14 protein-coding genes and 1 riboswitch are annotated in these 23,470 nt (G+C 49.4%); all 14 genes read right to left on the bottom strand.

The genetic code is table 11. The features are described 5' to 3' along the window. Nucleotides 1-5: 5 nt before the first annotated feature. Complete coding sequence (locus ACAF76_RS01620) at nt 6-1,148, bottom strand: sensor histidine kinase (protein WP_400162303.1); 1,143 nt, start codon at nt 1,146-1,148, stop codon at nt 6-8. A gap of 12 nt (nt 1,149-1,160) precedes the next feature. Next, on the bottom strand, nt 1,161-2,156 hold the full coding sequence (locus tag ACAF76_RS01615; RefSeq protein WP_400162302.1) for a polysaccharide deacetylase family protein: 996 nt from the start codon (nt 2,154-2,156) through the stop codon (nt 1,161-1,163). Between the two features lie 187 nt (nt 2,157-2,343). After that, nucleotides 2,344-3,552, bottom strand: coding sequence for a methionine adenosyltransferase (gene metK / locus ACAF76_RS01610; protein ID WP_400162301.1), 1,209 nt, complete (start codon nt 3,550-3,552; stop codon nt 2,344-2,346). Nucleotides 3,553-3,690: 138 nt separating this feature from the next. Continuing rightward, nucleotides 3,691-3,791: riboswitch (SAM riboswitch) on the bottom strand. Between the two features lie 86 nt (nt 3,792-3,877). Then, complete coding sequence (locus ACAF76_RS01605) at nt 3,878-6,433, bottom strand: S8 family serine peptidase (protein ID WP_400162300.1); 2,556 nt, start codon at nt 6,431-6,433, stop codon at nt 3,878-3,880. Between the two features lie 179 nt (nt 6,434-6,612). Then, a complete protein-coding gene (locus ACAF76_RS01600) occupies nt 6,613-7,602 on the bottom strand; it encodes an SLAP domain-containing protein (protein WP_400162299.1) in 990 nt (329 codons plus the stop codon). Between the two features lie 36 nt (nt 7,603-7,638). Continuing rightward, complete coding sequence (locus tag ACAF76_RS01595) at nt 7,639-8,604, bottom strand: SLAP domain-containing protein (RefSeq protein WP_400162298.1); 966 nt, start codon at nt 8,602-8,604, stop codon at nt 7,639-7,641. 97 nt (nt 8,605-8,701) lie between these two features. Further along, nucleotides 8,702-9,640 (bottom strand): accessory Sec system S-layer assembly protein, encoded by a 939-nt coding sequence (locus ACAF76_RS01590; protein ID WP_400162297.1) that lies wholly within the window; start codon nt 9,638-9,640, stop codon nt 8,702-8,704. Between the two features lie 290 nt (nt 9,641-9,930). Continuing rightward, nucleotides 9,931-12,159: a S8 family serine peptidase gene (locus ACAF76_RS01585; protein WP_400162296.1), complete on the bottom strand. Its 2,229-nt coding sequence runs from the start codon at nt 12,157-12,159 to the stop codon at nt 9,931-9,933. 147 nt (nt 12,160-12,306) lie between these two features. Continuing rightward, entirely contained in the window at nt 12,307-13,422 is a 1,116-nt protein-coding gene (locus ACAF76_RS01580; RefSeq protein WP_400162295.1) for a stalk domain-containing protein, read from the bottom strand. 192 nt (nt 13,423-13,614) lie between these two features. Beyond that, entirely contained in the window at nt 13,615-14,529 is a 915-nt protein-coding gene (locus ACAF76_RS01575; protein WP_400162294.1) for a glycosyltransferase family 2 protein, read from the bottom strand. A 159-nt stretch (nt 14,530-14,688) separates the two neighbouring features. Beyond that, nucleotides 14,689-15,591: a hypothetical protein gene (locus ACAF76_RS01570; RefSeq protein WP_400162293.1), complete on the bottom strand. Its 903-nt coding sequence runs from the start codon at nt 15,589-15,591 to the stop codon at nt 14,689-14,691. 205 nt (nt 15,592-15,796) lie between these two features. Then, nucleotides 15,797-18,205 (bottom strand): hypothetical protein, encoded by a 2,409-nt coding sequence (locus tag ACAF76_RS01565; RefSeq protein ID WP_400162292.1) that lies wholly within the window; start codon nt 18,203-18,205, stop codon nt 15,797-15,799. A gap of 119 nt (nt 18,206-18,324) precedes the next feature. Beyond that, complete coding sequence (locus ACAF76_RS01560) at nt 18,325-21,627, bottom strand: S-layer homology domain-containing protein (protein ID WP_400162291.1); 3,303 nt, start codon at nt 21,625-21,627, stop codon at nt 18,325-18,327. Nucleotides 21,628-21,972: 345 nt separating this feature from the next. Then, a complete protein-coding gene (locus tag ACAF76_RS01555; RefSeq protein ID WP_400162290.1) occupies nt 21,973-23,289 on the bottom strand; it encodes a TolC family protein in 1,317 nt (438 codons plus the stop codon). Between the last annotated feature and the right edge of the window lie 181 nt (nt 23,290-23,470).

The following is a 23,470-nucleotide window of genomic DNA, read 5'->3' as shown; positions in this document are numbered from 1 at the left end:
TTGTGCTATATTTTCAGCGGTATTTGGAATAAAACTTTTGTCCCTTCACCTGGAACGGAATTGACTTCCATCTCACCCTCCAGCAGTTGTGTACGCTCTTGCATACCCAACAGGCCGAATGATTTGCCTTTGACCAGTTTCTTTTCCATGTCAAAGCCGACTCCGTCATCCTTCACTACCAGCCGGAAGGAGTCTTGCAAAAATTCAAGTTTTACCTGCACCGTATTCGCCTGGGCGTGCTTTTCGACATTGTTTAAGCATTCCTGCACCAGGCGGAACATGGCAGCCTTTACAGAACTGCGAAGAGGCGGTTCCACACCAAACACAACCAGGTCGATCGAGGCCTTGATTCGCTCCTCGCATGTCCTGATGTATTTTTGCAGCGTGGGGACCAATCCCAGATCATCCAGAGCCATCGGGCGCAGGTCAAAAATGATTCGCCTCACATCGGCCAAACTCATGCGCACCATCTCTTTTAGTTCGTGCAGCTCCATTTGCGCTTCCAGAATCCGCTCATTCTTCAGCATCTTTTCCACAATCTCGGAGCGCAGCACCACATTGGCCATCGACTGTGCCGGACCGTCGTGAATTTCCCGCGCTACCCGCTTGCGTTCTTCTTCCTGGGCCTGAATGACCTTCAGTCCCATCAGTTGATGCTGCTTCGCCGATTCCAGCGCTTCGCCGATTTTGCTCAGGTCGCCGGTCAGGTAGCCAAGTACGACTCCCATCTGGGAAACAAGCGTTTCCGCCCGGATAATCGTTTCCTCCAAGGCGCGAAGCTGACGCTCCAGATCGTTGCGTCTGCGCTTCAGATTGTTCTCGCGTTCCCGGAAAATGGAGAGGTCCACCTGTATGCGGCTGGCCTCTTCGTAGGCAATGCGTATGTCTTCTTCCGTGTATTTATGGAAGTTGCGGCTCACCAGGACAAGCCGGTCGCGCGACTTGCGATAGGACAGTTCCAGCGCATCTACTCTTTGAATCACTTTGGCAATTTCCTGACGCAGCTCGTGGAGGTCCAGCTTCATCGCATTTCCTTGCTGTCTGGCATGTTCGGCTATTTCAAAGATTTGTGTTTTACTCGCTTCGACCGTTTCGATTGTTCGTTTGATAACCCCATCGAGCACGCTGATGTCGATTGTTTTGTACATAATGACTCTCCTTCAATTTCTCGCTTTCGTGAACAGTTGATGGAGCTTCGTCATATCCACTTCACGCGTGCCAACATCAAAACGAGGGATCGCAAAAGGGTCTGTATCGCTTGTCACAACTCCCGGATTCGAGTTGAAGACGTACTTGTATCCCGCTTGCTTTGCTGTTTCCTGAACAACGGGATTGGTGTACCCGTAAGGAAGCGATATTACTTCTATCGGATGATTGAGCCATTCACTTAAACCAATTCGAGACATACTAAAATCTACGTACAAACGATCCCGATATTCCTGCTCGGCCTCGAGTCGCTGCAGTTCCTCCAGGTAAACAGGCGCAGTCACCGGACCCAAATCTCCCCATTCATTGCGGGCCTCTTGTGCATGCAAGCTGTATGTGTGGGAACCGAACTCAGCCAACCCGGTCGCTCGCATCTCCAAAAGCTGTGGACGAGTGAGCGGAGGGGTCATGTTTTCACGCTTTCGCTCTGCCACATCACGCAGCCGACCTGCGATGACAAAATTCACAGAGGGAAAACCGTATGTACGCAATATGGGAAAAGCGTCCGTGTAATAACTTTCATAACCGTCATCAAACGTAATCAGCACTGCATTGGGAGTAGTCAGGCTCCCTGTGTCCATGAAATGCAAAAATTGTTGTAAGGTAATCGGATTGAGATCATGTTCTTTCAAAAAAGACATCTGTTCCGCAAATTGCTGCAGTGAAATGGCAAACGGCTGATCCGAATGCGCATCCACATGGTGATACGATAACACGACAACCTGATTGCGATACCAATGCATCGGAGACGCATCAGCATCTGTAGGTGATATTTCGTTTGCCTCAGAAAACACCGTTTCACTTGTGTTTATAGACGTTGCAATGGACGGAGAAGGTTGCATGGAAGACGTGTTTTTTTCATTTTGTTCTGGCCTTGCCAATACTCCTACCGACACCACAACGAGGAAAAATGCCATAAACACGAGAAGGAAAAGCCTCTTGTTAGGCAAGTCGATCCCTCCTCTTTTCTCCATCTATGAGGATTCGACACTGATCAATCAAATTCCTTTATCGGCACCGTTCCAATCGATGCCAATCCAACAACTCGTCCTCAGATTACACCACGTATTGTTATACTATAGACGTTATAAACGCAAAAAGGGCCCGGTAGTTTCTACCAGACCCTTGCCTATTTGCTTAGCCCAGGCTTGCAGCGTCTTGCTTCAAAGCATCTGCCTTGTCTGTGCGCTCCCAAGGAACATTCAGGTCGTTGCGGCCGAAATGACCGTATGCAGCAGTTTGTTTGTAAATCGGACGGCGCAGGTCGAGCTGTTTGATAATGCCAGCTGGACGCAGGTCAAAATGCTTGCGAACGAGTTTGACCAGCTCTTCTTCCGCGATCGTTCCGGTACCAAACGTGTCTACTGCGATCGAAACAGGTTGAGCTACCCCGATAGCGTACGCCACCTGAACTTCACATTTGTCTGCCAGACCGGCAGCGACGATATTTTTTGCGACATAGCGAGCTGCGTACGCTCCGGAACGGTCCACTTTTGTCGGATCTTTCCCGGAGAAAGCACCACCGCCATGGCGTGCATAACCGCCATACGTATCTACGATAATTTTGCGGCCAGTCAAACCGGCGTCTCCTTGAGGTCCGCCGATTACGAAACGGCCTGTCGGGTTGATGAAATACTTGGTTTCTGCATCGAGCAGTTCAGCCGGCACAACAGGCGTGATTACTTGTTCCAACAGATCTTTCTTGATTTGTTCCAGGCTTACTTCGGGAGCATGCTGGGTAGAGATGACGATCGTGTCGATCCGTACAGGCTTGTCCCCTTCGTATTCAACCGTAACCTGTGTTTTACCGTCCGGACGCAGGTAAGAAAGCGTGCCGTCTTTGCGCACTGCTGTCAAACGGCGTGCCAGTTGGTGTGCCATGCTGATCGGCAATGGCATCAGCTCCGGTGTTTCGTTGCAAGCAAACCCGAACATCAGGCCTTGGTCACCAGCACCAATTGCTTCGATCTCCGCATCGGTCATTTGTCCTTCGCGTGCTTCCAGCGCCTGGTCAACACCCAGGGCAATGTCAGCAGATTGTTCTCCGATAGCAGTAATAACACCACACGTATCTGCGTCAAATCCGAATTTGGCACGATCATACCCGATTTCGCGAATCGTTTCGCGCACCAGTTTTTGAATGTCGACATAGGTGTTGGTGGTAATTTCACCCGCGACGAGAACGAGACCGGTCGTTACGGACGTTTCGCAAGCGACACGAGCGTTTGGATCTTTCGCCAGGATTGCATCGAGAATGGAATCAGAAATTTGGTCACAAATTTTATCCGGATGCCCCTCGGTTACGGATTCAGATGTGAACAGACGACGACCTTTTTGCAAAGCCATGAGAAAATGACCTCCTTTGACCTCATACAAATAGTGTGGTAGCCGAGTCGGGATTTTATCGACGTAAATGCAGGCAAAAAAAACCTTTTCCGCCTTTCTCTGGAGGAAAAGGTTTGCGCGCTTTATGCTTCCTTCATCCTCTTATCGGCCAGAACAGATGTCCGTTCTGCTGGTTAGCACCGCTCTAGTCGGTTGCCGGGCTTCATCGGGCCAGTCCCTCCGCCTGCTCTGGATAAGAGTATCCATTACGGATTATAGGATAATTGTTTTTCCTATCTGTGTCAATAGAGATTTCGCGTGTCTGGCACCCCAGTCAGCCCACTCGCTACAAGGAATAGGCCTTGGCCAGGACGACGACTACTTCTGCACGTGTAGCGATTCCGTTTGGCTTGAACTGGGTTCCGTAGCCGTTCAGCCATCTTCTCGCAGACAATGCCTCGATCGCAGGAGCAGCCCAGTGGTTCGTCGGTACATCGCGATACCGTGATGTCGAAATCGAATTGGTCAGGATGTTGTTCGCCCGCGCCACCATGACCGCCATCTCCGCACGGGTGATCGGCTGGTCCGGCTTCATCATCCGGTTGGTATACCCGCGGACAATGCCGAGTTCATACGCGAGCCCAAGGTTGTTGTAGGCCCAGTGCCTTTTCGGCAAATCGGCAAAAGACGCCTTGCCTGAATAGGTACCTACCCGCTTGCCGCTGGCTCTCATCGATTGAATCAGCATCGTCGCAAATTCCGCCCGTGTCACAGCGCGATCAGGCTGGAAGGTCGCATCCTGAAAACCGTTGACAATTCCTTTTTGGCTGAGACGGGCGATTTCGCTGCGCGCCCAGTGTCCGGAAATGTCGCGGAAGCCGGCGATCAGCGGCTGTTGATGCAGGGTCAGACGATACGTGTCGTACTTGAACGGCACAGCGCTGTTCAAACGGATGTAATACCTGCCCGGCTGCAAGCGAATGCCGATGATCTCTTTGCCCTGATCCGACAGCTCCGCTACCCGGTTCGTCGAAATGAGCATGTAGTTGGCATCGCTGTTGTACAACGCAAGCTGCATGCCGCTTTTCACCGGAATAAAAGGTGCGCGAATGGTGACATACGATTCCGTGGACACGGTGAACTGGAACCAGTCATAATCACCTGTCGTCGGCAACGTACCCGTCATGGTCCCCGAACCGCTCAACGGGGTAGCCTGGCGATATGTGTCATTCGGTTCGTTTTCATCTGTCTTTACCGGCGTAAATCCTACATTTAGCTGATACTCGCCGTTCACTGCATTGCCCTCATACTCGCGGACGAGAATGTAGTATTTGCCCGGCGATACCTCTTTTTTCACCCGCTCCGACGGGTCTTCACGATCGCCGTTGTCATAGACCGGGTCCCAGGTTGTCTGGTTCCCCTGCTGCTTGCCGAGACTCAGTACGATATCCATTCGCTTGTTGTCCGGTATGACCGAGATGTCGAGCAGGCCGTATTCCCGCACGTAGTAGGAGAACCAGTCCTCGTCGTTTCGTCCGTGAAAATTTCCAACTACGCTGATCTGGTTGCCCACCAGCGGCCTTGCCGTCCCCATCGTATCATTCGGTTCATAACGATCCGGATTGATTTGGAAGCTGCTCGTCAGCACATACGTAAATTGTGAGACACCGGCATTTCGCACGAGTTTGATGTTCATCCGCCCGGCCTTCGCCGGAACAGTCAGCGTCCCGCCATTTCCGACGTATTGCGTGATCGGATCGCGGTTTTCCGAGTAAAAGGTAGCGGCAATGGACGAAGCCACTCCGACGGAAACCGATGCGCGCAATGTCACCTTTCCGTCGTAGGGGACGTCCATCCAATACCAGTCCACCGTGTCATTCGGTCCCAGGTTGCCCCGGATTTGCGACTCGATGGGAAACGCCTTGGCGGACGAGAGCGTGTTGTTCGGCTCCAGAAAGTCCATCGACATCGGACTGGTTACTGCCTTGTGGACATTGAGCAGGCCGTAGCCGGTCTCCCGATCCCAACCGCGGGTCCCGAGATCCGTAGCCGTCTGATACAGCAATTGCCGTACATCGAGCGGCGTCAGCTTGGGATGGCGCGCCAGGATGAGAGCTGCAGCGCCGGCCACTTGCGGAGCCGCCGCCGAGGTGCCGCTAAACGAACCGTATTTGCCGCCCAATTTGGTCGTGTATACATTCAAACCGGGAGCCATCAGATTTAGTTCCGGGCCGATATTGGATTCATAGATCGGCTGGTTGTTTCCTCTTACCCCGCCTACGGCGATGACGGTGGGATAGGCAGCGGGATACGCGACCCGATCCCCTTCGTTGCCGCTCGCTGCAACGAGGACAGCTCCCTGTGCTTCTGCACGATTTACTGCATCTGTCAGTGCCTGGGAATACGTCATGCTGCTTACCGACATCAGGATCACCTTGGCACCGCGATCCAATGCCGTGTGAATCCCTCTGGCGACGATGTCCAGGTTTGCAGCAGCGGCATTCTTGTCCAATATCTTGATCGGCATGACACGTGCGTTCCACAGTACCCCGGACACACCGATGCCGTTGTTTCCTTTGGCAGCCAAGACCCCGATGACTTCTGTCCCGTGGCCGTTGTCATCCTGCGCGGATTTCTGCGGATCGACCAGATTCACGCCGGGGACCAGGTTCTCTTTCAGATCCGGGTGATTGTAATCGGCACCCGTATCCAGGACGGCGATCAAGATCGACTCGTTGCTCGTCACTGTTTTCCAAGCCGCGTCGGCATTGATCTGGCTGATATGAATCTGATTGGAAATATGCGGATCACTCGTTGCGTTGGCCCGTACAGGACGGACGTCGGCCAGCAGCAGTGTGAAGGCCAAAAGAAACGAGAGCATGCCTACTGTCCATTTTTTCATGTAATACAATCCTTCCTTCCCCCTCCTGCACGATGGTGCACTTGTAAGGAAATCGGGTAGTCTCTACTCCAGTCTATTAAGCATACGAAACATAGCGAATGTTCGCAATGTAATATCGGAAAAAAATGGAATGCGTGAAAAGACACCCCTTTTCACCAGCGGCAAAAAGGGGTAGTCGTTTACTGCAAGAAACCTTTATTATCTACCTTTTGAATTCGGGTAATCGTCTTTTTCTGTTCTACTGCCTTGGGGATCACCGCAGATACCATTCCCGGATCGGGAACCGGTCTGCGAAGCGAAGAGGCAGGAATGTCGAACGCCCATACCTTATGGCTTTTGCCTTCGACCTTCATGTTCTCCAAGGTAAAATTCACCTTCGCCACCCGTTCGCCAAACTGGTCATGCACCAGGATCGGCACCTGTGTGAACTCCAGACGTTTGCTTACACCGTTGCGGAAGACGACAACCACTTTCAGACCACCATCGTCGCCTGCTTTTACGTCCAGCACCTGGAGATCAACTTGCCCGTCTGCCAATGGCTCCAATTCCGCAACCTTTTGCGAGTATTGTTCCAACTGGCTGTCGTCCAGGCCGCCTTGCTCGCTAGTGGTGACCAATTTGGGGAGCCGTTCTGTTCTCGTATAGGACAGCATAAGCGGCACCTCCTGATCCGGGATCTTGCTGAACTCTTCCCATCGGAACAGTAATTCGCACGGGCGGCTCGACATGTCGCCAACCGGACCGAACGGAATCATATCAAAGACTTTTTTACAAACCACTTCGCCTTCAGGCGTAGAAAGAGACAACGTCAGCTTCTGCAGCAGTACACTGCGGTCTGTAGCGTTGCGAATATAAGCGAGCACGAGATAGCCTTTTGCCGTCACCTGGGTGTAGAAAGGAAAAATCCCTACTTCATCCCGTACGATCGGAGGCAATTCATTGTGAATGTATTGCAACAGCTCTGATTCGGTCTCGTCCAGTGCACTTTCCCACGGTCCGTTCATCAGCACAAACAGGTTTTCAGACGGAACGCGATTCGAAGACTGCTCCGGGTTCTCGATGCCGGAGAGTCCCAGGTACACCTCACCCTGCAAGTTTCCACGGATATCTTCCCGTACCTGCTCCAGACTTTCCTTTGAACCAAACCAGTTTTCCAACAACCAACTCATATGTCAACCTCCCCTTCCAATCCAATCAAAAAGCGCTTAGCGAACCTTCAGCAGCCATCTGTGCAGGTTTGCATCCGGCTTCAGTACCGCCTCTGGAGGGAATACGACAAGCCATGGACGGCTGTATCCCGGCTGCACCATTACTTTGCTGCCGTCTACGTTTCCTTTGGCTACAACATCGCCTTCCATATCGGTAATTTCAATGTGGAGCTTCTTCGGCTTGTATACCTCATTCAGCCCATTGCGGATGAGGATAGCAGCAACCAGTTGGCCGGATTTTGTTTTTCCGATATCGAAGCCCGTCACATGCACAGTATTGACCGGAATTGGCGGCAATTTGTAGGCAAGCGTTTCCAGGCGGTCTTTTTGTCTTTCTGTGAGCTGTTTTTCCATATCCGGGTCAAGCTCCAGTGTGTTCGGCCATACGTGCGTGCTTTTCCCGGCCTTCATAACAACCTTCCAGCTCTTGAAGGTGAAGTTGTCATGCAGGTAGCTTTCTTTCGGGAAGAATACCTCCCATGGACGGCTCGTATGTGGCGGGATCGCACCCATCTCTTCCAGGTTTACACGCATGCGGGCAAACGGCTGTTCATCCAGGAACACAGCCAGGCGGATGTTTTTGATGCGTGCCGGACGGTTTGTCGAGTTGCGGAAAAACAGTGCAACCGTCAGACCGGCTTCGCTTGGAATCATACTAAATCCAGTCACGCTGATCATGCCTGGAATCATCTCTGGAAGCTCGGACTCCAAAAAGCGCAGCGCGTATTTTTTCTCGGCGTCCAACTGCTGCTCCCATGCCGGATGCAGGGAAAGCTCCGTCCGGATGCGTCCCGAAGTTGCTTTCTTCGGCTCCTCAACAGCCTCAGCCTCGAATTCTGCTTCTTTCACATTCAATTCTTCGACTTCAATAGTCGATTCCTCTTGGATATCTTTTTTCAGGTCTTCCAAACGAATGTCTTTTCCGGCCTCTTTCCCCAGCCAGTTCTTGAAAAATGACAACATGTACGATTACCTCCTTCTTTGCCCTGTGCAGGGCAAAGCTCTTCACATTATCCATAATAGTGATTTTTCAAATGGCTTGCAAACGTGGTGCCATTCATTATGCCTTCTGTTCTTTCCCCAGCGGGACGATTGCTTTCCAGCGGGACAAATCGGCATCTTCCTTCTGGATGCTTTCTTTCGGGAAAATAAACAGCCACGGTTTGCTCGTGCCAGAATTGACGATAAAGGTACCGAGTTCAAACAGTCCGTGCGCCACTTTGTCGTCGTCCGCATCGTAAATCTCGAGCGGCAGCTTGTCAAAGTTGATAGACCGTGCGGAGCCGTTGCGAATCAAAAGAATTACGTGGAGCGCACCGTCTTCCATTTTACGGGCCTGAACACTATGGATGTTTACTTCGCCGGCTTTCACGGCAGGCAACCGTTCAGCCAGTTCGGTCAGCATCTGCTTTTCCTGGTCACCGAGCGACTGGACCCAGGACTCTTCCAGTTCCAGCGGCAAGGACAGCTTTTTCTCCGCCGTCTCAAAGGCGATTTTCCAATCGGTCAGAAGCACATTCACCTGTATGAAATGCTCCCGTGCAAATACAAAAGACCACGGTCTGGCCGAATGCGGCGGAATTTCCCCAAGTACCGACAAGTCAAAGGACTGACGGGTAAACAACTGCTGCTCTCCAAACAATATGACCAGCGGAATCGTGCCCAGCCGTAACGGACGTTCGGTATTATTGCGCACAAAGGCAGTCACTTCTATACCCTCATCATGCGGTACGAGCGACATACCGACAATGGAGATAGTCCCTTTGGGTAATGGCGGCAATTCCTCGGCCATAAACGAGAGCGCGTATCTCTCCTGCGCACTCACTCTCTCTTCCCATGATTCGTGCAAAGATAGAGAGGTCGTCACTTTTGAATCCTCACCGATCTGCTGTGCCGGTTCCGCATCATCGGCAGGCAGCACGGATTCCTCCTTTAACTGCTCACGTACCTCATCGGTTGTGGGTGTCTTCCCCAGTAAACTTTTCAAGAAGGATAACATATCGTCGCTCCCAACTTATCTCTACATTATTATGTAGAGTCTGTTCGTCATCCACTATAGCGATAGTACCATCGTTTTGCAACATCGAAAACTTGGTATTCTGCCGTTTTGAGGCGACCAATCAAGGGCTAGATCCATCCGTGTTGCGATCTGCCAAAAGCTGTGCAATATCTGTTAAGGATACCTTTCGAGAAAATGAATGTCAAGGAATGGAGGGAATTGCCTGAACATGCCAAAAAAGGGCTTGCAATCTTCAAGCCCTCTCTTCGCCACTATGTCTGACAAGCATGTTATCTGACGACCTCGACAATGATTTTTACCTGCTTTTTGCCGTATTCGCCGGTGATGCCGGTTATGCCCGCCTGAATCGCCGTTATCGTACCATCCTGGTCTACGATGGCTGCCTTTTCGTTGGACGACTTCCACGACTCGATCTGTTGCCGTACCTCTTTCGTGGAGCCGTCATGGTACGTGGCAACAATCACCGGACGATACGTCTCCCCAGGCTTCAGTACAAGTCTCGTCTCTTCCGTGTGCAGCTTGCGCAGGCTCGTATCCACACTGACACGCGCCGTCTCCCCTCTGTAGCTGGCCGTAAGCGTAGCCCTGCCAAATCCTTTGAACACGGCTTCTCCGCCTTCCACAACAGCGACTCGGGGGTTGCTTGTCTGCCATGCTTCTGCCTTCACCGCTTCGCGTACATTCCCATCGTAAGCGTAGAGGAAGAGCGGTACAGACTCGCCCGGCTTAATCATCACCTCATTCGGTTCGATAGTCAGCTTCGTCAAGCGCACACGTACCGGAATACTGAGCGTTTTCCCGCCGTAGCTGGCCGAGACCGTCGCATACCCGGTGCTGTTGGCTGTGACGACTCCAGCTTGTACGGTCGCGATCCGCCTGTTGCTCGACTTCCAGACAATCGACTCGGCTGCTACCTGTTCCGTCGTCTGGTCACCGTACGTCGCCCAAATCGTCAATAGCGTCTCACCATCCGGCTTCATCGTCAGCCGTACCTCAGATGCCTCCAGCTTGGTTACCACGACAGAGACAGGAATGACCACCTTTTTATCCGCATAGTAGGCGGTGATACTCGTCTTGCCTACTCCGCGGGCAGTAACAATTGCATTTTCAGCAGTAGCGATTTCTTCATCTCCGGATTGCCACAACACCTCAGAAGTGACATCCTGCACCGATTGATCCGGGTATACCGCCGTGATCGTCAAAGACGCACTTCCTCCAGGCTTGAGTGACAGGCCAGAGTGGCTTGCCGTCAACCTGACTGGTATTACTGGCTGTGCCGCATAGGTCAGCGCCCGATGTGCGTTGACGAGACCGTGGCCATAATGGCTGTCCTTCCCTTTTCTCCCCAGATCGACCGCTGTCTCCCTCAGGCGTTCCGTTACTTCCCGCACGCGCAGCTTCGGGTCCTGCGCGACGAGCAGCGCTGCCGTCCCGGAGACGAACGGTGCAGCCATCGATGTCCCTGTCATCGGCCGATACTCCCCGCCCGGAACCGTACTCCAGATATTCACGCCGGGGGCGGACAGCGCAATACTTGTCCCTTTGTTGGAAAAGGGGACAAACGACAACTCTTCATCCACGGCGCTGACAGCAATGACACCAGCCAGGGAGGCAGGAATGTACCTGTCGACATCGTCTCCTTCATTTCCGGCCGCAGCGACTACTAGTGAGCCTTTCTTGTTCGCATAATCGATCGCTTCCTGAAGAAACCGGGCTTCCTGACCATCATCGAGCTCACCGCCGAGGCTCAGGTTAATGACGTCGGCTCCCAGATCAGCAGCGTCCATAATCGCCAGCGCAGTATGGAACATGTATCCTGCTCCCTGCTCATCCAATACCTTGAGCGGCAATATTTGTACATCTGCTCGCCCCGCCACCCCGGCAATACCCTGGCCGTTTACTTTCGCGGCAATAATTCCCGCTACATGGGTGCCGTGTCCATCGTAATCGTCATCCATGGCGTCATCGTCGCCGTTCACATAGTCATGGTCACGTCTGGTATCGACACGGCCGGCGAGGTCAGGATGCGTGTAATCCACGCCGGTGTCAAGCACCGCGACGATTGCTTTTGCACGGATATCAGCTTGCCCCCATGCTTGCGGCGCTTCGATCGCCAGCAGGCCCCATTGCTCGGCAAAGTACGGTTCATCTGCCACTGACGCCTTGTACATGCGAATATTGGGCTCGATGTACTCCACGGAAGGATCAGCCGCCAGTGACTCCAATACTTGCTCCTGCTCATCCGCCGAAACTTTGAGCAGCACCGATTCCCTGTCAGCCTGCACATAGGAGACATCCTCACGGAACGAAAAGGAGGCCATCGTCCTGTAGCGCACTCCCTCTCGCAGCTTCACGATGTACTCTCCGCTTTCACTTACCCCCAACAGCTTCTGCTCGTCTGCTTCTCCCTGATCGGCCAGCGCGGCAGAAGGCATGGCCGAATAGCAGATAGCGATTGCAACAAACAGCCCGACTAGTACACTTCGGATGTCTCGCACGTATTTGATTCCCCTCTCCCACACTACGTTTTTCCTGTTCTCTACCTAGAAGTATAGGAAATGATAGCAGGGGGACGCCAAAATTTTTGTACGGTTCTTCAATCAAAACAGCCTACCGCATCTGTTGCGATAGGCTGTATCACTCGTTTACTCCGAGACAGTCTCCGAAGTCTCTTCTTCTACATTCGTTTCTCTACTGTCATTGTCCTCACCAGCGGAAAGTTCAGAGCCCTGCTCGTCGTGATCCGGTTCTTCCACGTCGTCTGCTTCCACTACTGGCTGCGCGCCTTCTGCCGTGTCTCCAGATTCCTCGATGATGACGAGGCTTCCTTCTTCCTGATAGCGAACATTCGCCTCCAGCGTCTCACCGATAAAGCGCAGCGGCAGGAACACTCGTCCGTTTTTAATCACAGGCTGCGTATCCAGAGCGATCGTTTCGCCATTGACCATCGCTTCCTGCTTGTCGAGATAGAGCGTAATCGTCGTTTCCCCACGAACAACCGTCACGATCCGCTCCTGTGCATTCCACTCGACTTCTGCTTTCAAAGCCGCGCTGATTGCACGGACAGGCACCATTGCGCGTCCTTTTTCGATAAATGGCTCGATGTCCATTTCGACCTCGCTGCCGTTGACGAAGGTTTTCAGCCCTTTCTCGCCGTTCTTCTCATAGAGCTTGCCCAGCTTGCCGTACAGTTCGCTATTACCCGGCTGGTAAAAGCGATTCAGCAGTTCTTTCTGGACTTCCAGTGCCTGCTGCAGCTCCGCCTGCTCTTCCAGCAAACTGGACAGTTCTTCGTACCTGGCTTTCAGCTCGGCGGTGAGTTCGGTTGTCTGTTTGAGCTGCTGACGCAATTCGATCAGCTCTTTTTTCGTCTTTACTGCTTGCAGTACCTGGTCTTTTTTGGACGGCTGTGGTACAGCGGCTGGCTCTTCGCTGGTCCCCTCTTCTGGTGTCGGGGTCTCTTCTGTCATTTCGCCCTCATTAGTTCCATCCGCTTTCTCTGGCTTCTCGACTTTCTCTGGTTTTCCTGTGGTATCAGGCTTGCCGGGTTTGTCCGGCTTGGCAGATTTGTCCGGTTTGGCAGACTGTTCGGCTTTCTCGTTTTTCTCTGGCTTGCCGGCCTTGTCGGAATTTCCGGGTTTCTCCTGCTTCTCGTTGCCCCCTTTTGCTGCCTCCTTCGCCGGTTTCTCCGCATGTACTGACGCGATCGGCGAGACCGCCAGCAGTGCAATCACCAGACTGCATGTCATCAATTTTCTCATATCTGTTCCCTCCCTGGAGATGGATACCTCTTACTCTACATATCGGAGAGTCTGTGACGGGAAAAAATGCGCCAAAAGTTCCAATTCTATGTAGTGTGGTCGATTGATTATGTACAGGCAAAGCCTCAGTCAACGCAAAAACCCCATGATCATTCAAATGACCGCGGGGCAGATTCATTTTCGCAGATACAGTTAAAAGTCGATGTTAAACCGCTTAAAATACCAATCGTCGTCGTACTTTCTGCGGGCAAAATACTCTTCCCTTTGTTTCAAAGCGTCTTTCTCCAGCACCAGTTCAATGATGCGGTCCGCTTTTTCACGCACACGTATAAACTTCTTGCATTTTTCGATCCGTTCTTCGCTAAAGTGGCTGTAGGCCATTCTCATCATGTTAAAGTCGGCATGATTGGTGGAAACTGTATATGGAAAAGCCTTACGAAACACATGCAAGATTGTTACCTGAGGCTGGACATAGCATGTATACCCAAACAGCCACATCTTCAACGAAATCTCGAAATCCTCGTGTCCCCAGACGATAAAGCCTCTGTCGAAGCCCCCGATATCGTCGAATACGCGCTTGGAGATCGCTAGACAACCGCCTGGCAGCCCTGCTGTTTCGAACGGGCTCTTGTCCTTGGGAACGACATTTTTTCCGCTTAACTTCGCTTTAAATGTATGATCCTGTAGCGAAAGAAAATAACCGTATCCGACTGACTTAGGGTTGTCATGTTCAGCAATTCCCGGAGAGACCCCATCCGCAATCCCATTTTCAATGGGATCAAGCAATTTTTCGATCCAGTAGTCTTCGAAGAACAGGTGGGCGTCGCAAAAAATAAAATAGGTTCCTTTTGCCTTCTCCGCGCCAGCGTTCCTCGCTCTCGCGGCACCCAATCCTACTGTTCGAAATGTCGTAACAGCAAACGAGTAGTCGTGGTTGGCGAGAAAATCACAGCACCCGTCCTCCGATGCATCATCCACGACAATGACTTCGAAGTGTACATCTGTTTTCGTATTCTGCAAGGAATCAAGCGTATTCTTCAGATGGATTCCCTCATTTTTAACAGGGAAAATAATCGAAACCAACGGATTGTTTTGGTTCTCGAACATCAACTGCACCTCCCAGTCAGTGATGGAAACTGGCTCTAACTAAATACTTGCCCCCAGTTTAACATAATCATAAAAAAACCATATTTTTACCAGATTAAACGATAAACTGTATTAAGGATGTTTACATGCGAGATACGAGTAGCAAAACGCAGGAATTGTTTAGAGTTTCATATACTTCTCATCGAGAGTAGTAGCCGCAACACTGCCATCTTGAAGTTCTACACTAAATCGATTGTCGGGCAATGTCGATTCTTCCTCTATCATTTTCCGATTCAATTGAGAAATTGTTCGATCAAGGGATAAAAGCCCGCTCCACTTGCTGTTTTTTATGAGAAGTGCAGCAACCTTTTCTTTTCTATTGCTTTCCAATCCATGGAACGACGCAAGAGGTAATTGGTCAAGTCTAGCAATCATTTCATTACAGTCATTCACCTCAGCCAAGTATTGCACCTGTTGTTCTATTCTGACTGCATAATCCGTTATATGCTCTACACCCGATTTATCTCCAAAATCTTTAAGAACCTCTGAAATTACATAGTTCCTTCCGTATTTTCCTAAATTCACGAAGACATCCCCGGCTTCTTCGAGAGCCTTGTTCGTCAATAACTGGACTTTTGTTGGTACTGCGTCTGTCTCGACCGGTGTTTCCTCTGGAAGCATCTGTTCCAATGAATCAAGCTTGGCTAGCACATGTTTCTTGAGGGGGCACGTCGGAACAGATGCAATAAAATTGCGTATTTGCTTAGCTTTTTTCTTTGTATCTGCTGCATCCAATTCCTGCTTTGCTTTGTACAGGCGTTGCAGCGAGTCAATACGCGTTAGAACTTCATCTTGCTCTTCACACGCAAACGGAAATTGCTTTGATAATCTTATAATCGTTTCCAACTCCAGCAAGCGTATATCATCTGAGATTTCGAGTTCAATCAACATCTTATTAACTCGGGAGTATAAGCTTTTTTCATCAACGAATCCTGTAAAAGTAATGTCCATAGGATCATCAAACAAAACCGATTCCTTTAATGTGTCCGCCACAGTTAATGGCAAGAATCTAGTATCAATCATTTGAAAAGCCTCCCTGTAGATGACCTTGTTTCATTATAACGGATAGCTTGTCGCTATAAAAAGAAAATCTTCGTTCGGGTAAAGCTCCGCATTTTTCCATATAAACTATCGTCTAGTATTTGTTTATTTAGGTCCACAATAAAAAAGAAAAAACTAACCTTTTGGTTAGTTTTTTCTTGCCTTCTAAACTCGAAAGCTATTCCCCTTATTGAGCAGCAATAGCCGCGTCAATGTGAGCTTTGATAGCTGCCAAAGATCTGTAAGGAGATTTCAGTGCAGTTCCATCAGCGTTGAATTCAAGTGCTTCAGCAAATTTCTCAGCAACCAGTGCTTTATCAGCTGCAGACATATCGCTAAACGCTTTGTAGCCTACCAAATCAAGTGCGTCAATTACATCAGTAATATCTGTATCTGGCAGCAATGCGTTTACTGCAGCAATTGCAGCAGCACGATCGGCTGTAATAGTTGCCACGTCAGCAGCTACGTCAGCTTTAGACTCATACTCAACAAAAGCATCGTCTTGAACAACTTCAAGGAGTGATTCTGCTACTGTCAGTCTGTCGGCACTTGTAACATTCAGATAGTCTGGCAACGCAAGAGCCATCAGAGCATCGTGTACCTCTGTAGCAGATTTAGCCTTGTTAATGATTGCTACCTGGTTCAGGTCTGCAACCAAAGCTTTCACAGCTTTAATAGCATCAGCAGCGGTACCTGCACCCACTGTAGCAGCTGCTTTGAAATCAGCTTCATTTGCCAGGTAAAGTTCAGCATTAGCATCTACAACATTACCAAGTGCAAGTTCTTTGTGTTTCAAGTAAGTCAGCAACGCTTGAGCTGGATCGGTTACACCGTTAGGGAAAGTCGTAGCATCGCTAGAGTCGAAGTTCTCAATGTTGCCCAACGGTGTTCCGACTGCTGTACCATTTACAGTATCAATAGCATTTTTCACATCAGCGATAGCAGTTGCAACGTCTCCTTCTGTCAAAGAAGAATCGATTGTCAGTGAAGGCAAAGCAGCCAATGCAGTTCTGTATGCTTTCAGTCTGTCATCAGTAGTGGATACAGTGCTGATGTCAAAGTCAGCTTTGTTTGGAACATAAGCTGCAAAGTCTTGCAGTTTTTTCAGAACATCTGCTGTTTTGGTTTCAGAACCTGCAGTATCACTGACTTCAGCAACTGCATTATAGAGTTCAGCACGCTTTTTAGTGTTTACTGCAACGATAGCATCCTCAATGTCTTCTGGAGTCGTTACAGTCTCAGGTACACCTGCTGGCTGAGCTTTGGTAGCTTCCATGTACTGAGGACGCAAGTCAGTATAGAATACCTCGTCCCCAATGATAGTTTTGTCATTAACTTTTGCAACCAGAGCGTTGTATGCATTTGCAAATTGAGCTGCAGTCGAAGCTTCCTTCACATTCAACAGAAGGTTAAGAACCTCAAGTGCTTCTTGCATGTCAGCTTTTACTTTATCGTCAGGATCTTCTGGATCATCTGCACGCACAAAGCTTACAGCAGTGACAGCTTTGTTATAAGCTTCACGCTTAGATTCAGTAAATGCATCGTTCAGCAAAGTACCAGCATTAGTGATGTTAGTTGTATTAATAATATCCTGAACATCATCGAATGTATCGGTAACAGTTACAGCAGCCAAATCACTTGCGTAGTCACTGATATATTCTGGGTTGACTTGTGCCCATGGAGCAAGTGCGTTCAAGATTGCTACCTGACTAGTAGTTTCAAGTGCTTTTACCAACGCTTCCACTTGTGCAGCTTTTTCTGCATCAGAAGCTTGGTCAGCATTTACTTTATCAACAAATGCTTGCACTTCTTCCAAAGATTTAAATGCTTCAGTCTTATCGAGTTTTTCCGCAATGTATGCAGGTGCATTTTCAACTTTCAGATTGGCAATGCCTGCTTCTGTCAAAGCATTGTACAGAGCCAGTTCTGCATTAGCAGCGTTAATTTTTTCGAGTTTTGCATATGCATCTGCATCGAAAGAAATACCCGCAACTGTCCAAACACCAGTTGGATCAGCAGTCAAAGCTGTTTTGAATTCGAATGTAGCTACCGTTTCATTAACAACCAGATTCAATGGTTTAACTTCGACTACGTTACCATTGTTATCTTTCACCTCGATGGTTGCACCTTCAAGGTCTGCAGCCAGTTTGGTGATTGCAACAGTTACACCCGCTTTGCTGATAGAGGTTACACCCTCAACAACGAGCTCCCCTGCTTCTTCTTCAATCTCATCTTGTGGGTTGTAAGTGCCAGCTTCTGTACCATCGGGATTTACGACAGTGTAAGAATCAGCAAAGTCGGATTTTTTCAATGGTTCAGATGTTGCTTCTTTGAAACCTTTTGTCAAAATCTCATCAATTGTCGCACCTGTTCCATCCAGGTTAACAAAAACGACTTGTTTAAAATCGCTTGTTGCAAATGCAGTTTTATAAGCTTCTTTTGTTTCACTATTCATGTTCAGCAGCGTGTCGACGGAGTAAAGCTTAAGATGGGAACCACCGAGGTAGACACCATCCTTAGGTGCGGCAAATGCAGAAGATGCCATGCTTGCAACAACGGCTGTTGACAGAACAGAAAGGACAAGCTTTTTATTCACGTACTACCCCTCCATACAATTATTAGAGTGCGAGTATTTATCTCTTAGGGTATGTAGAGGCATAAAGGGAACGCTCCCTTTATGCCTTATCCCTAACTACATTTCCGTGCAGAAGGCAATTAAGCTTCTTTATAAGTTACTTCTGCTTCGTCAGCTTCACCATCAGCATTTTTTACTACCAGTTTGCTGGAAGTAACAGCTACATCAGAGACAAATTGCACTTTGATTTGGCCATTTGCCACTTCAATGCGAGCATCTTCTACGACTTCACCGTTTACGTAGAGTTCTACAGTATCGATGTCATCTTCGCTGATGCCGTCGTTCAGAGTAGCGATTACTTGGTAAGCACTCACTCCACCAACGATTGCTGCATAGGTACCTTCCAACTCATCTTCGATAGCATCGAAGTCAGATGGAACTGGTTCTGTTGGTTCTTCAGTTGGATCGTCAGTTGGATCTTCACCATCACCAGGTGCCAATTCTGCAGCGATTGCCCAGAACTCATCAGTGTTCAGGTCGTATCTGTCTACTTCACGCTGCGTATTGATTTGCAGTACGAAGTCGAAGCGGTCGCCATCGCTGTCAGTTTGGATCATGATTACGAAGTCGCCTTCATCAACACCGTCATCTGCTTTGCTGTTGTAAGCGTCGAAGTATACAGTGCTGCTGCGAGTGAAGTACTCTTCAGTAACATCGCCTTCTTCATCATGGGCAATAGTCACACGGTTTTTGTCTACGTCAGCAACTTGACCAACAACGATTTTGGAGATGTCAGCGAAAGCCCAATCGTCTTCGGACAGCAGACCGATTTGTTCGATATCGTCAGCACGGTTTACAACTTCGATTACATCGTCAACGATAACTTCGTCAGCGTTGTTCAGTTGGAATGCAATGAAGTCACCAGTTCTGATACCGTTGTCTCTCAGGTCTTCTACATCATCGTCCAGTTTGTAAGTGACGGATTTTACTTCTTCGCCATCTTTTGTCAGGACTGTGATTTCGTCTGTGCCGCCACGAGTACCCATCTCCAGAACTTGACCGAAGAGGAAGTCGCCGCTCAGGCCAGTGCCATCAACTACGAATACTGCTTGAACTTCACGGTTGCTTTCGTCCAGAGTGTAGTATACAACCACATCGTCCTCATCTGCGATATCTTTCCATTTGAGGGTTTTTGGTTTTTGCAGCTCAGGACGCAGTTTGCCGCTGATACCGCCGGACATGTCGAAGATAGCAGTGTCGCTAGTTACTTCGTATGCTCTTCCGCCGATTGTCAACAGATCGTCGTCTTCGTCAGCAGCATTATTCCAGTTACCGGAGAACTTAACAGGGTTCTCGTCGAGGATTTGTACTTTGGTAGCGTCGCCGTCTTTATCCAAAGTAACTTCCAGCAGCATAGGCTTCACGTTGCCATCTGCATCTGCAGGAGTGAGCAGGGATTCGATCAGATCTTCGTCAACGCGGTCGTTGTCAGCGTCTCTGATGTCTCTTGGATCGATATCGATTCTGACTCTGGATCCTTTTTCATTGTATACAGTGAAGTTGAATTCTCCACCGTTGTAGGTAGCAGCTCTAGTCACGATCGCTTTGAATTTGCGGTCAGTGATGTCGTCTTTTGTTTCGATGTGACGGATACGACCGGAAGCATCCAGGTACAGCTTCACTTCTTCGCCATCCAGATCTTTCAGCAGATCTTGGTTGGATTTTGTGATGTCGATAATGTCGTTGTTACCGTCATCGGAATAAGTGGAGTGACCGTTGCGGACACGGTATGTTTTACCGCCGATTACCAGACGATGGTCTTCATCGGAACGGATCGATACTCTTTCTACTTCGCCTTCTACTACGTTACGAGTAGCGAATACGAGCAGTTTGTCATCTTGGCCGTCTGCGTAGTATACATTGTATACATCCATTGGTTGCAGATCAGCGAAAGATGCTGGTTCGTTGTTGATGAATACCAGGAAGTCAGTTCCTTCTTCCAAATCTTCCAATTCGGAGAAGCTCTTGCTGTCCAGGTTGGTGATGCGTTTGCTGCTTGTGTTGATGCGGTTGATCACTTTGGAACCATACTTCACTTCAGTGACGTTTTTGTTCATTGTTACATCGTCAATGATGTGAATGTAGCTGATTTCGTTTCTGTTATCCAGAACGATTTTCACAGCGTATGGCAGATCGTCCTTGATTACTTCTTGGAGGTACTCAACTGCTTCCTCTTGATCGTCAGCAGGGTTGAAGTTGTAAGTAACTTGAGTGTCCTCGCTGAAACGGTATTTCTTGCCGCTTCCATCGAGTTCGATTTGCAGGTCAGCCAGATCGCGATCGTCTTCCAGGCTATCTGGTTTGCCTTTCATGTCTTTTCCTTTGAAGAAGAATCCGCCAACGCGGTCCATAACAACTTCTTCTTCAGTGGAACCTTCCATCCAAACGATGGTGTTGTCAGAATCGTTCTTGATCCAAACTTGTACGTGTTGACCAGCGTAGTCGTTTGCATTGATGCTGTCAGCTACTTTGTAAGTAGTTCTGGAACCCAGGTCAGCATTGCGGCCATCCAAGGTTACTTCGTTGGCTTTCAGCTTGCCAAGTCCAACAACCGGTACGTTGGTAACAACTGGCAAATCTTCAGCGTCACGATTGTTAGTACCGCGAGCCCAATCCATATCGCGAACAGTTACATCCAGATAACGAGTCAGGAGTGTTTCGTTCGTGATTTGGAAACGGATGTCAGTACCGTATTCGATTTGCTCCATCAGTTTTACGCGGAGAGCGTTATCCAGCATTTTGAATACATCGCCGCGAGTTGCTGCAACATTTGGAGTTGTGATGTTGTTCGCAATGTTCAGCTCGGAAGCTTTTGCGATGTAGTTGTTTGGCCATTCGCCACGAACTGCTGGCTCATGTCCCAGAGCGCGAATGATCATCGCTACGGATTCAGCGTAAGTAACCTGGTTTTGCGGTTTGAAAGACTTGTCAGGGAAACCTTTAACGATTTCTTGACCAGCCGCTACGTTAACGAAACCGGAGAACCAGTCGGAAGTGTGTACGTCAGTAAAGTTGGATTGGAACTGTGCCAGTTGAGCACCTTGCTCCAAGTTACGAGCACGCACGATCAGAGTAGCGAACTCTGCACGAGTGATGGTTCTTTCCACACCGTAGTCGCCGTTTCCATAACCAGCAACCAAGCCGAGTGCTTCCAGACGTTTTACAACTTTCTCCAGTTCAGCGTCCATAGCAGGAGCTGTTGTTGTCGTTGCATCTTCATTAGCGAATGCCATTGGTGCAACGGAGAGTGCCAGAGCACTGGCCAGTACACTGTTAACAACCTTTTTCATAACCTTGTGTTCTCCTCCTCTAGGGTAAACAAATTGTTCTTGGGGAATATTCGTTGATAATCTATCTTTCTTTTTAAAGCCCGAATCCTGCAAGCGCGTGTCACCTCCTTTCGCAGGAAAGCGTCGCTTTAATCCGTGTTAAAAATCTCTAGTATAGTCAGTATTGTGTAAAATGGACAATCACTAGTGTAACACAGTTGCTAGAATTCGTGAATCTTTTTTACACAATTCCCCGTTTTTCGTGTGACATCCTATTAAACGCCTCAGCTTTGCAAAAGTTGCGGTACCTCGGAAAAAAAGTTTAAAGATTTTTGTGGACGTATTTCACGGTCAATATGTAAAAGTGACATCCGCCACATACCGTATTATAGGGCACGTTTTGGCGGATGTCATCCATGAACCTTTTTCCAATTCCGATCATTTTTAAAAAAATTTATCTCAGTTTCCTAGTGCTGTATCAAAATTGACCACTGCCAGGTTGTATGTCTGGATCGCGCGTTGGTACTGGTTCTCGCGGTTGGCCAGCTCTTCCTCTGCCTGGATCACTTCCAGCGTAGTGGCAAGTCCGTTCTCATAGCGCAGGTTGGTCAGACGGTAGCTTTCTGCCGCAGACTCCATCGCTTTTTTCTGGAATTCAATCGCCTGCAGCGCAGAGTTCAGATTGAAGTACGCTTGCGCCACTTCCTTGCTCACGGCACGTTTTTGTTCTTCAATCGCCAGCTTGGCTGTTTCCACGTTGTTGCGGGCAATGCGTCCCTGGTAAGTAGACAAGGCGGAATACTTTTCAATCACCTGTACGTTCACTTCAGCCAGCTGCAGCTCGCCTTCTGCCTGGACGAGCTCTACACGCTTGGAGAGAGCCTCTTGCTGGGCTTGCTCCAGCGTTTTTGTAATTTTCGCTGTCTGCTTGTGCTCGGGCACGATGTTCCACTTCTTGTTCAAATCTACACCCAGAAAATCATTCAGATTCATGCGGGCAATTTCCAGAGCGCTCTCGGCGGATACGAGTGCAGCCTGTGCAGAGGCTACGCCCATTTCGGCCTGCAATACGTCAGTCTTCGCTTTTGTTCCTACGTCAAAGGCGGCCTGGGCTACTTTTAACTGTGCTTGTGCACGAGCCAGACTTTTCTTTTTCAGCTCCAGATCATCCATGGCGTAAACCAGATCGTAGTATTGCTGCTGTGCGCCCAGCTTGATCTTGCTCTCTGTTACAGCCAGATTCAGCTCGTTCAGCTTTTTGTTCAGGTCCTGTGTCTCTTGCTGGACGTATTTGGCTTGTGCGGCGCTCAGAGTCTCGATTGCCTCTTCCGGCATTTTCGCAGGTGTCGGGTACGAGAGTCTGTAGTTGATATCTGCATTTTTCTTGTTCAGCCGAGCGTTTTCCAAAGTCACATTGGTTTCGAGTGCTTGCTCGATCGCCCGTTCCAGCGTCAGGTCTTCTACCGCAGCAGAAGTTGCGCTATTGTTTGCAGCCGGTGTGTTGGCTGTATTCGCCGGTGAGGTGTTTTCTACAGCAGTCGGCTGGGCTGCACTTGTCTCTTCATCGGCAGCCGCCTGTTCCTCAGCCGTATCCGTACCTTCCGCAGTCGCAGGCGCATCAGATTGCGGCGTCTCTGTCGCTGCTTCATTGTTTGCGTTTGCCGCGTTCTCTGTTGTATTGGCTGATGCCGTCAGCGTTCCAACTCCGATCGCTGTCGTTAAAAAAGCTGCCATCCCAAGCTTCATCCACTTTTTCGTCGAATATGGAAAGTTCATTTGATCCACTCCTTTTACTTGTAAAGATGGAACAGACTGATCCAAAAACACTATAACACAGAAAAATGTTTCGTACACGAAAAATCTGGAACTTGCCACTTTTTGCATACACTGTTGTGACACCTGTGTCGCTGGATCACTCTGATCGATTTCTGCACTCCCCCGATGATAATACGTTCGT

This window comes from Brevibacillus sp. TJ4 (genome assembly GCF_044627595.2).
In the GTDB taxonomy this organism is placed as follows: Bacteria; Bacillota; Bacilli; order Brevibacillales; family Brevibacillaceae; genus Brevibacillus.
This window is presented reverse-complemented; position numbering and strand designations above follow the sequence as displayed.

What these genes read in the sequence shown, in the direction of transcription:
- ACAF76_RS01575 (WP_400162294.1), bottom strand. Translation starts at nt 14,529, where the DNA reads ATGTTCGAGAACCAAAACAATCCGTTGGTTTCGATTATTTTCCCTGTT.
- ACAF76_RS01590 (WP_400162297.1), bottom strand. Translation starts at nt 9,640, where the DNA reads ATGTTATCCTTCTTGAAAAGTTTACTGGGGAAGACACCCACAACCGAT.
- ACAF76_RS01620 (WP_400162303.1), bottom strand. Translation starts at nt 1,148, where the DNA reads ATGTACAAAACAATCGACATCAGCGTGCTCGATGGGGTTATCAAACGA.
- ACAF76_RS01555 (WP_400162290.1), bottom strand. Translation starts at nt 23,289, where the DNA reads ATGAACTTTCCATATTCGACGAAAAAGTGGATGAAGCTTGGGATGGCA.
- ACAF76_RS01580 (WP_400162295.1), bottom strand. Translation starts at nt 13,422, where the DNA reads ATGAGAAAATTGATGACATGCAGTCTGGTGATTGCACTGCTGGCGGTC.
- ACAF76_RS01570 (WP_400162293.1), bottom strand. Translation starts at nt 15,591, where the DNA reads ATGATTGATACTAGATTCTTGCCATTAACTGTGGCGGACACATTAAAG.
- metK (WP_400162301.1), bottom strand. Translation starts at nt 3,552, where the DNA reads ATGGCTTTGCAAAAAGGTCGTCGTCTGTTCACATCTGAATCCGTAACC.
- ACAF76_RS01600 (WP_400162299.1), bottom strand. Translation starts at nt 7,602, where the DNA reads ATGAGTTGGTTGTTGGAAAACTGGTTTGGTTCAAAGGAAAGTCTGGAG.
- ACAF76_RS01605 (WP_400162300.1), bottom strand. Translation starts at nt 6,433, where the DNA reads ATGAAAAAATGGACAGTAGGCATGCTCTCGTTTCTTTTGGCCTTCACA.
- ACAF76_RS01595 (WP_400162298.1), bottom strand. Translation starts at nt 8,604, where the DNA reads ATGTTGTCATTTTTCAAGAACTGGCTGGGGAAAGAGGCCGGAAAAGAC.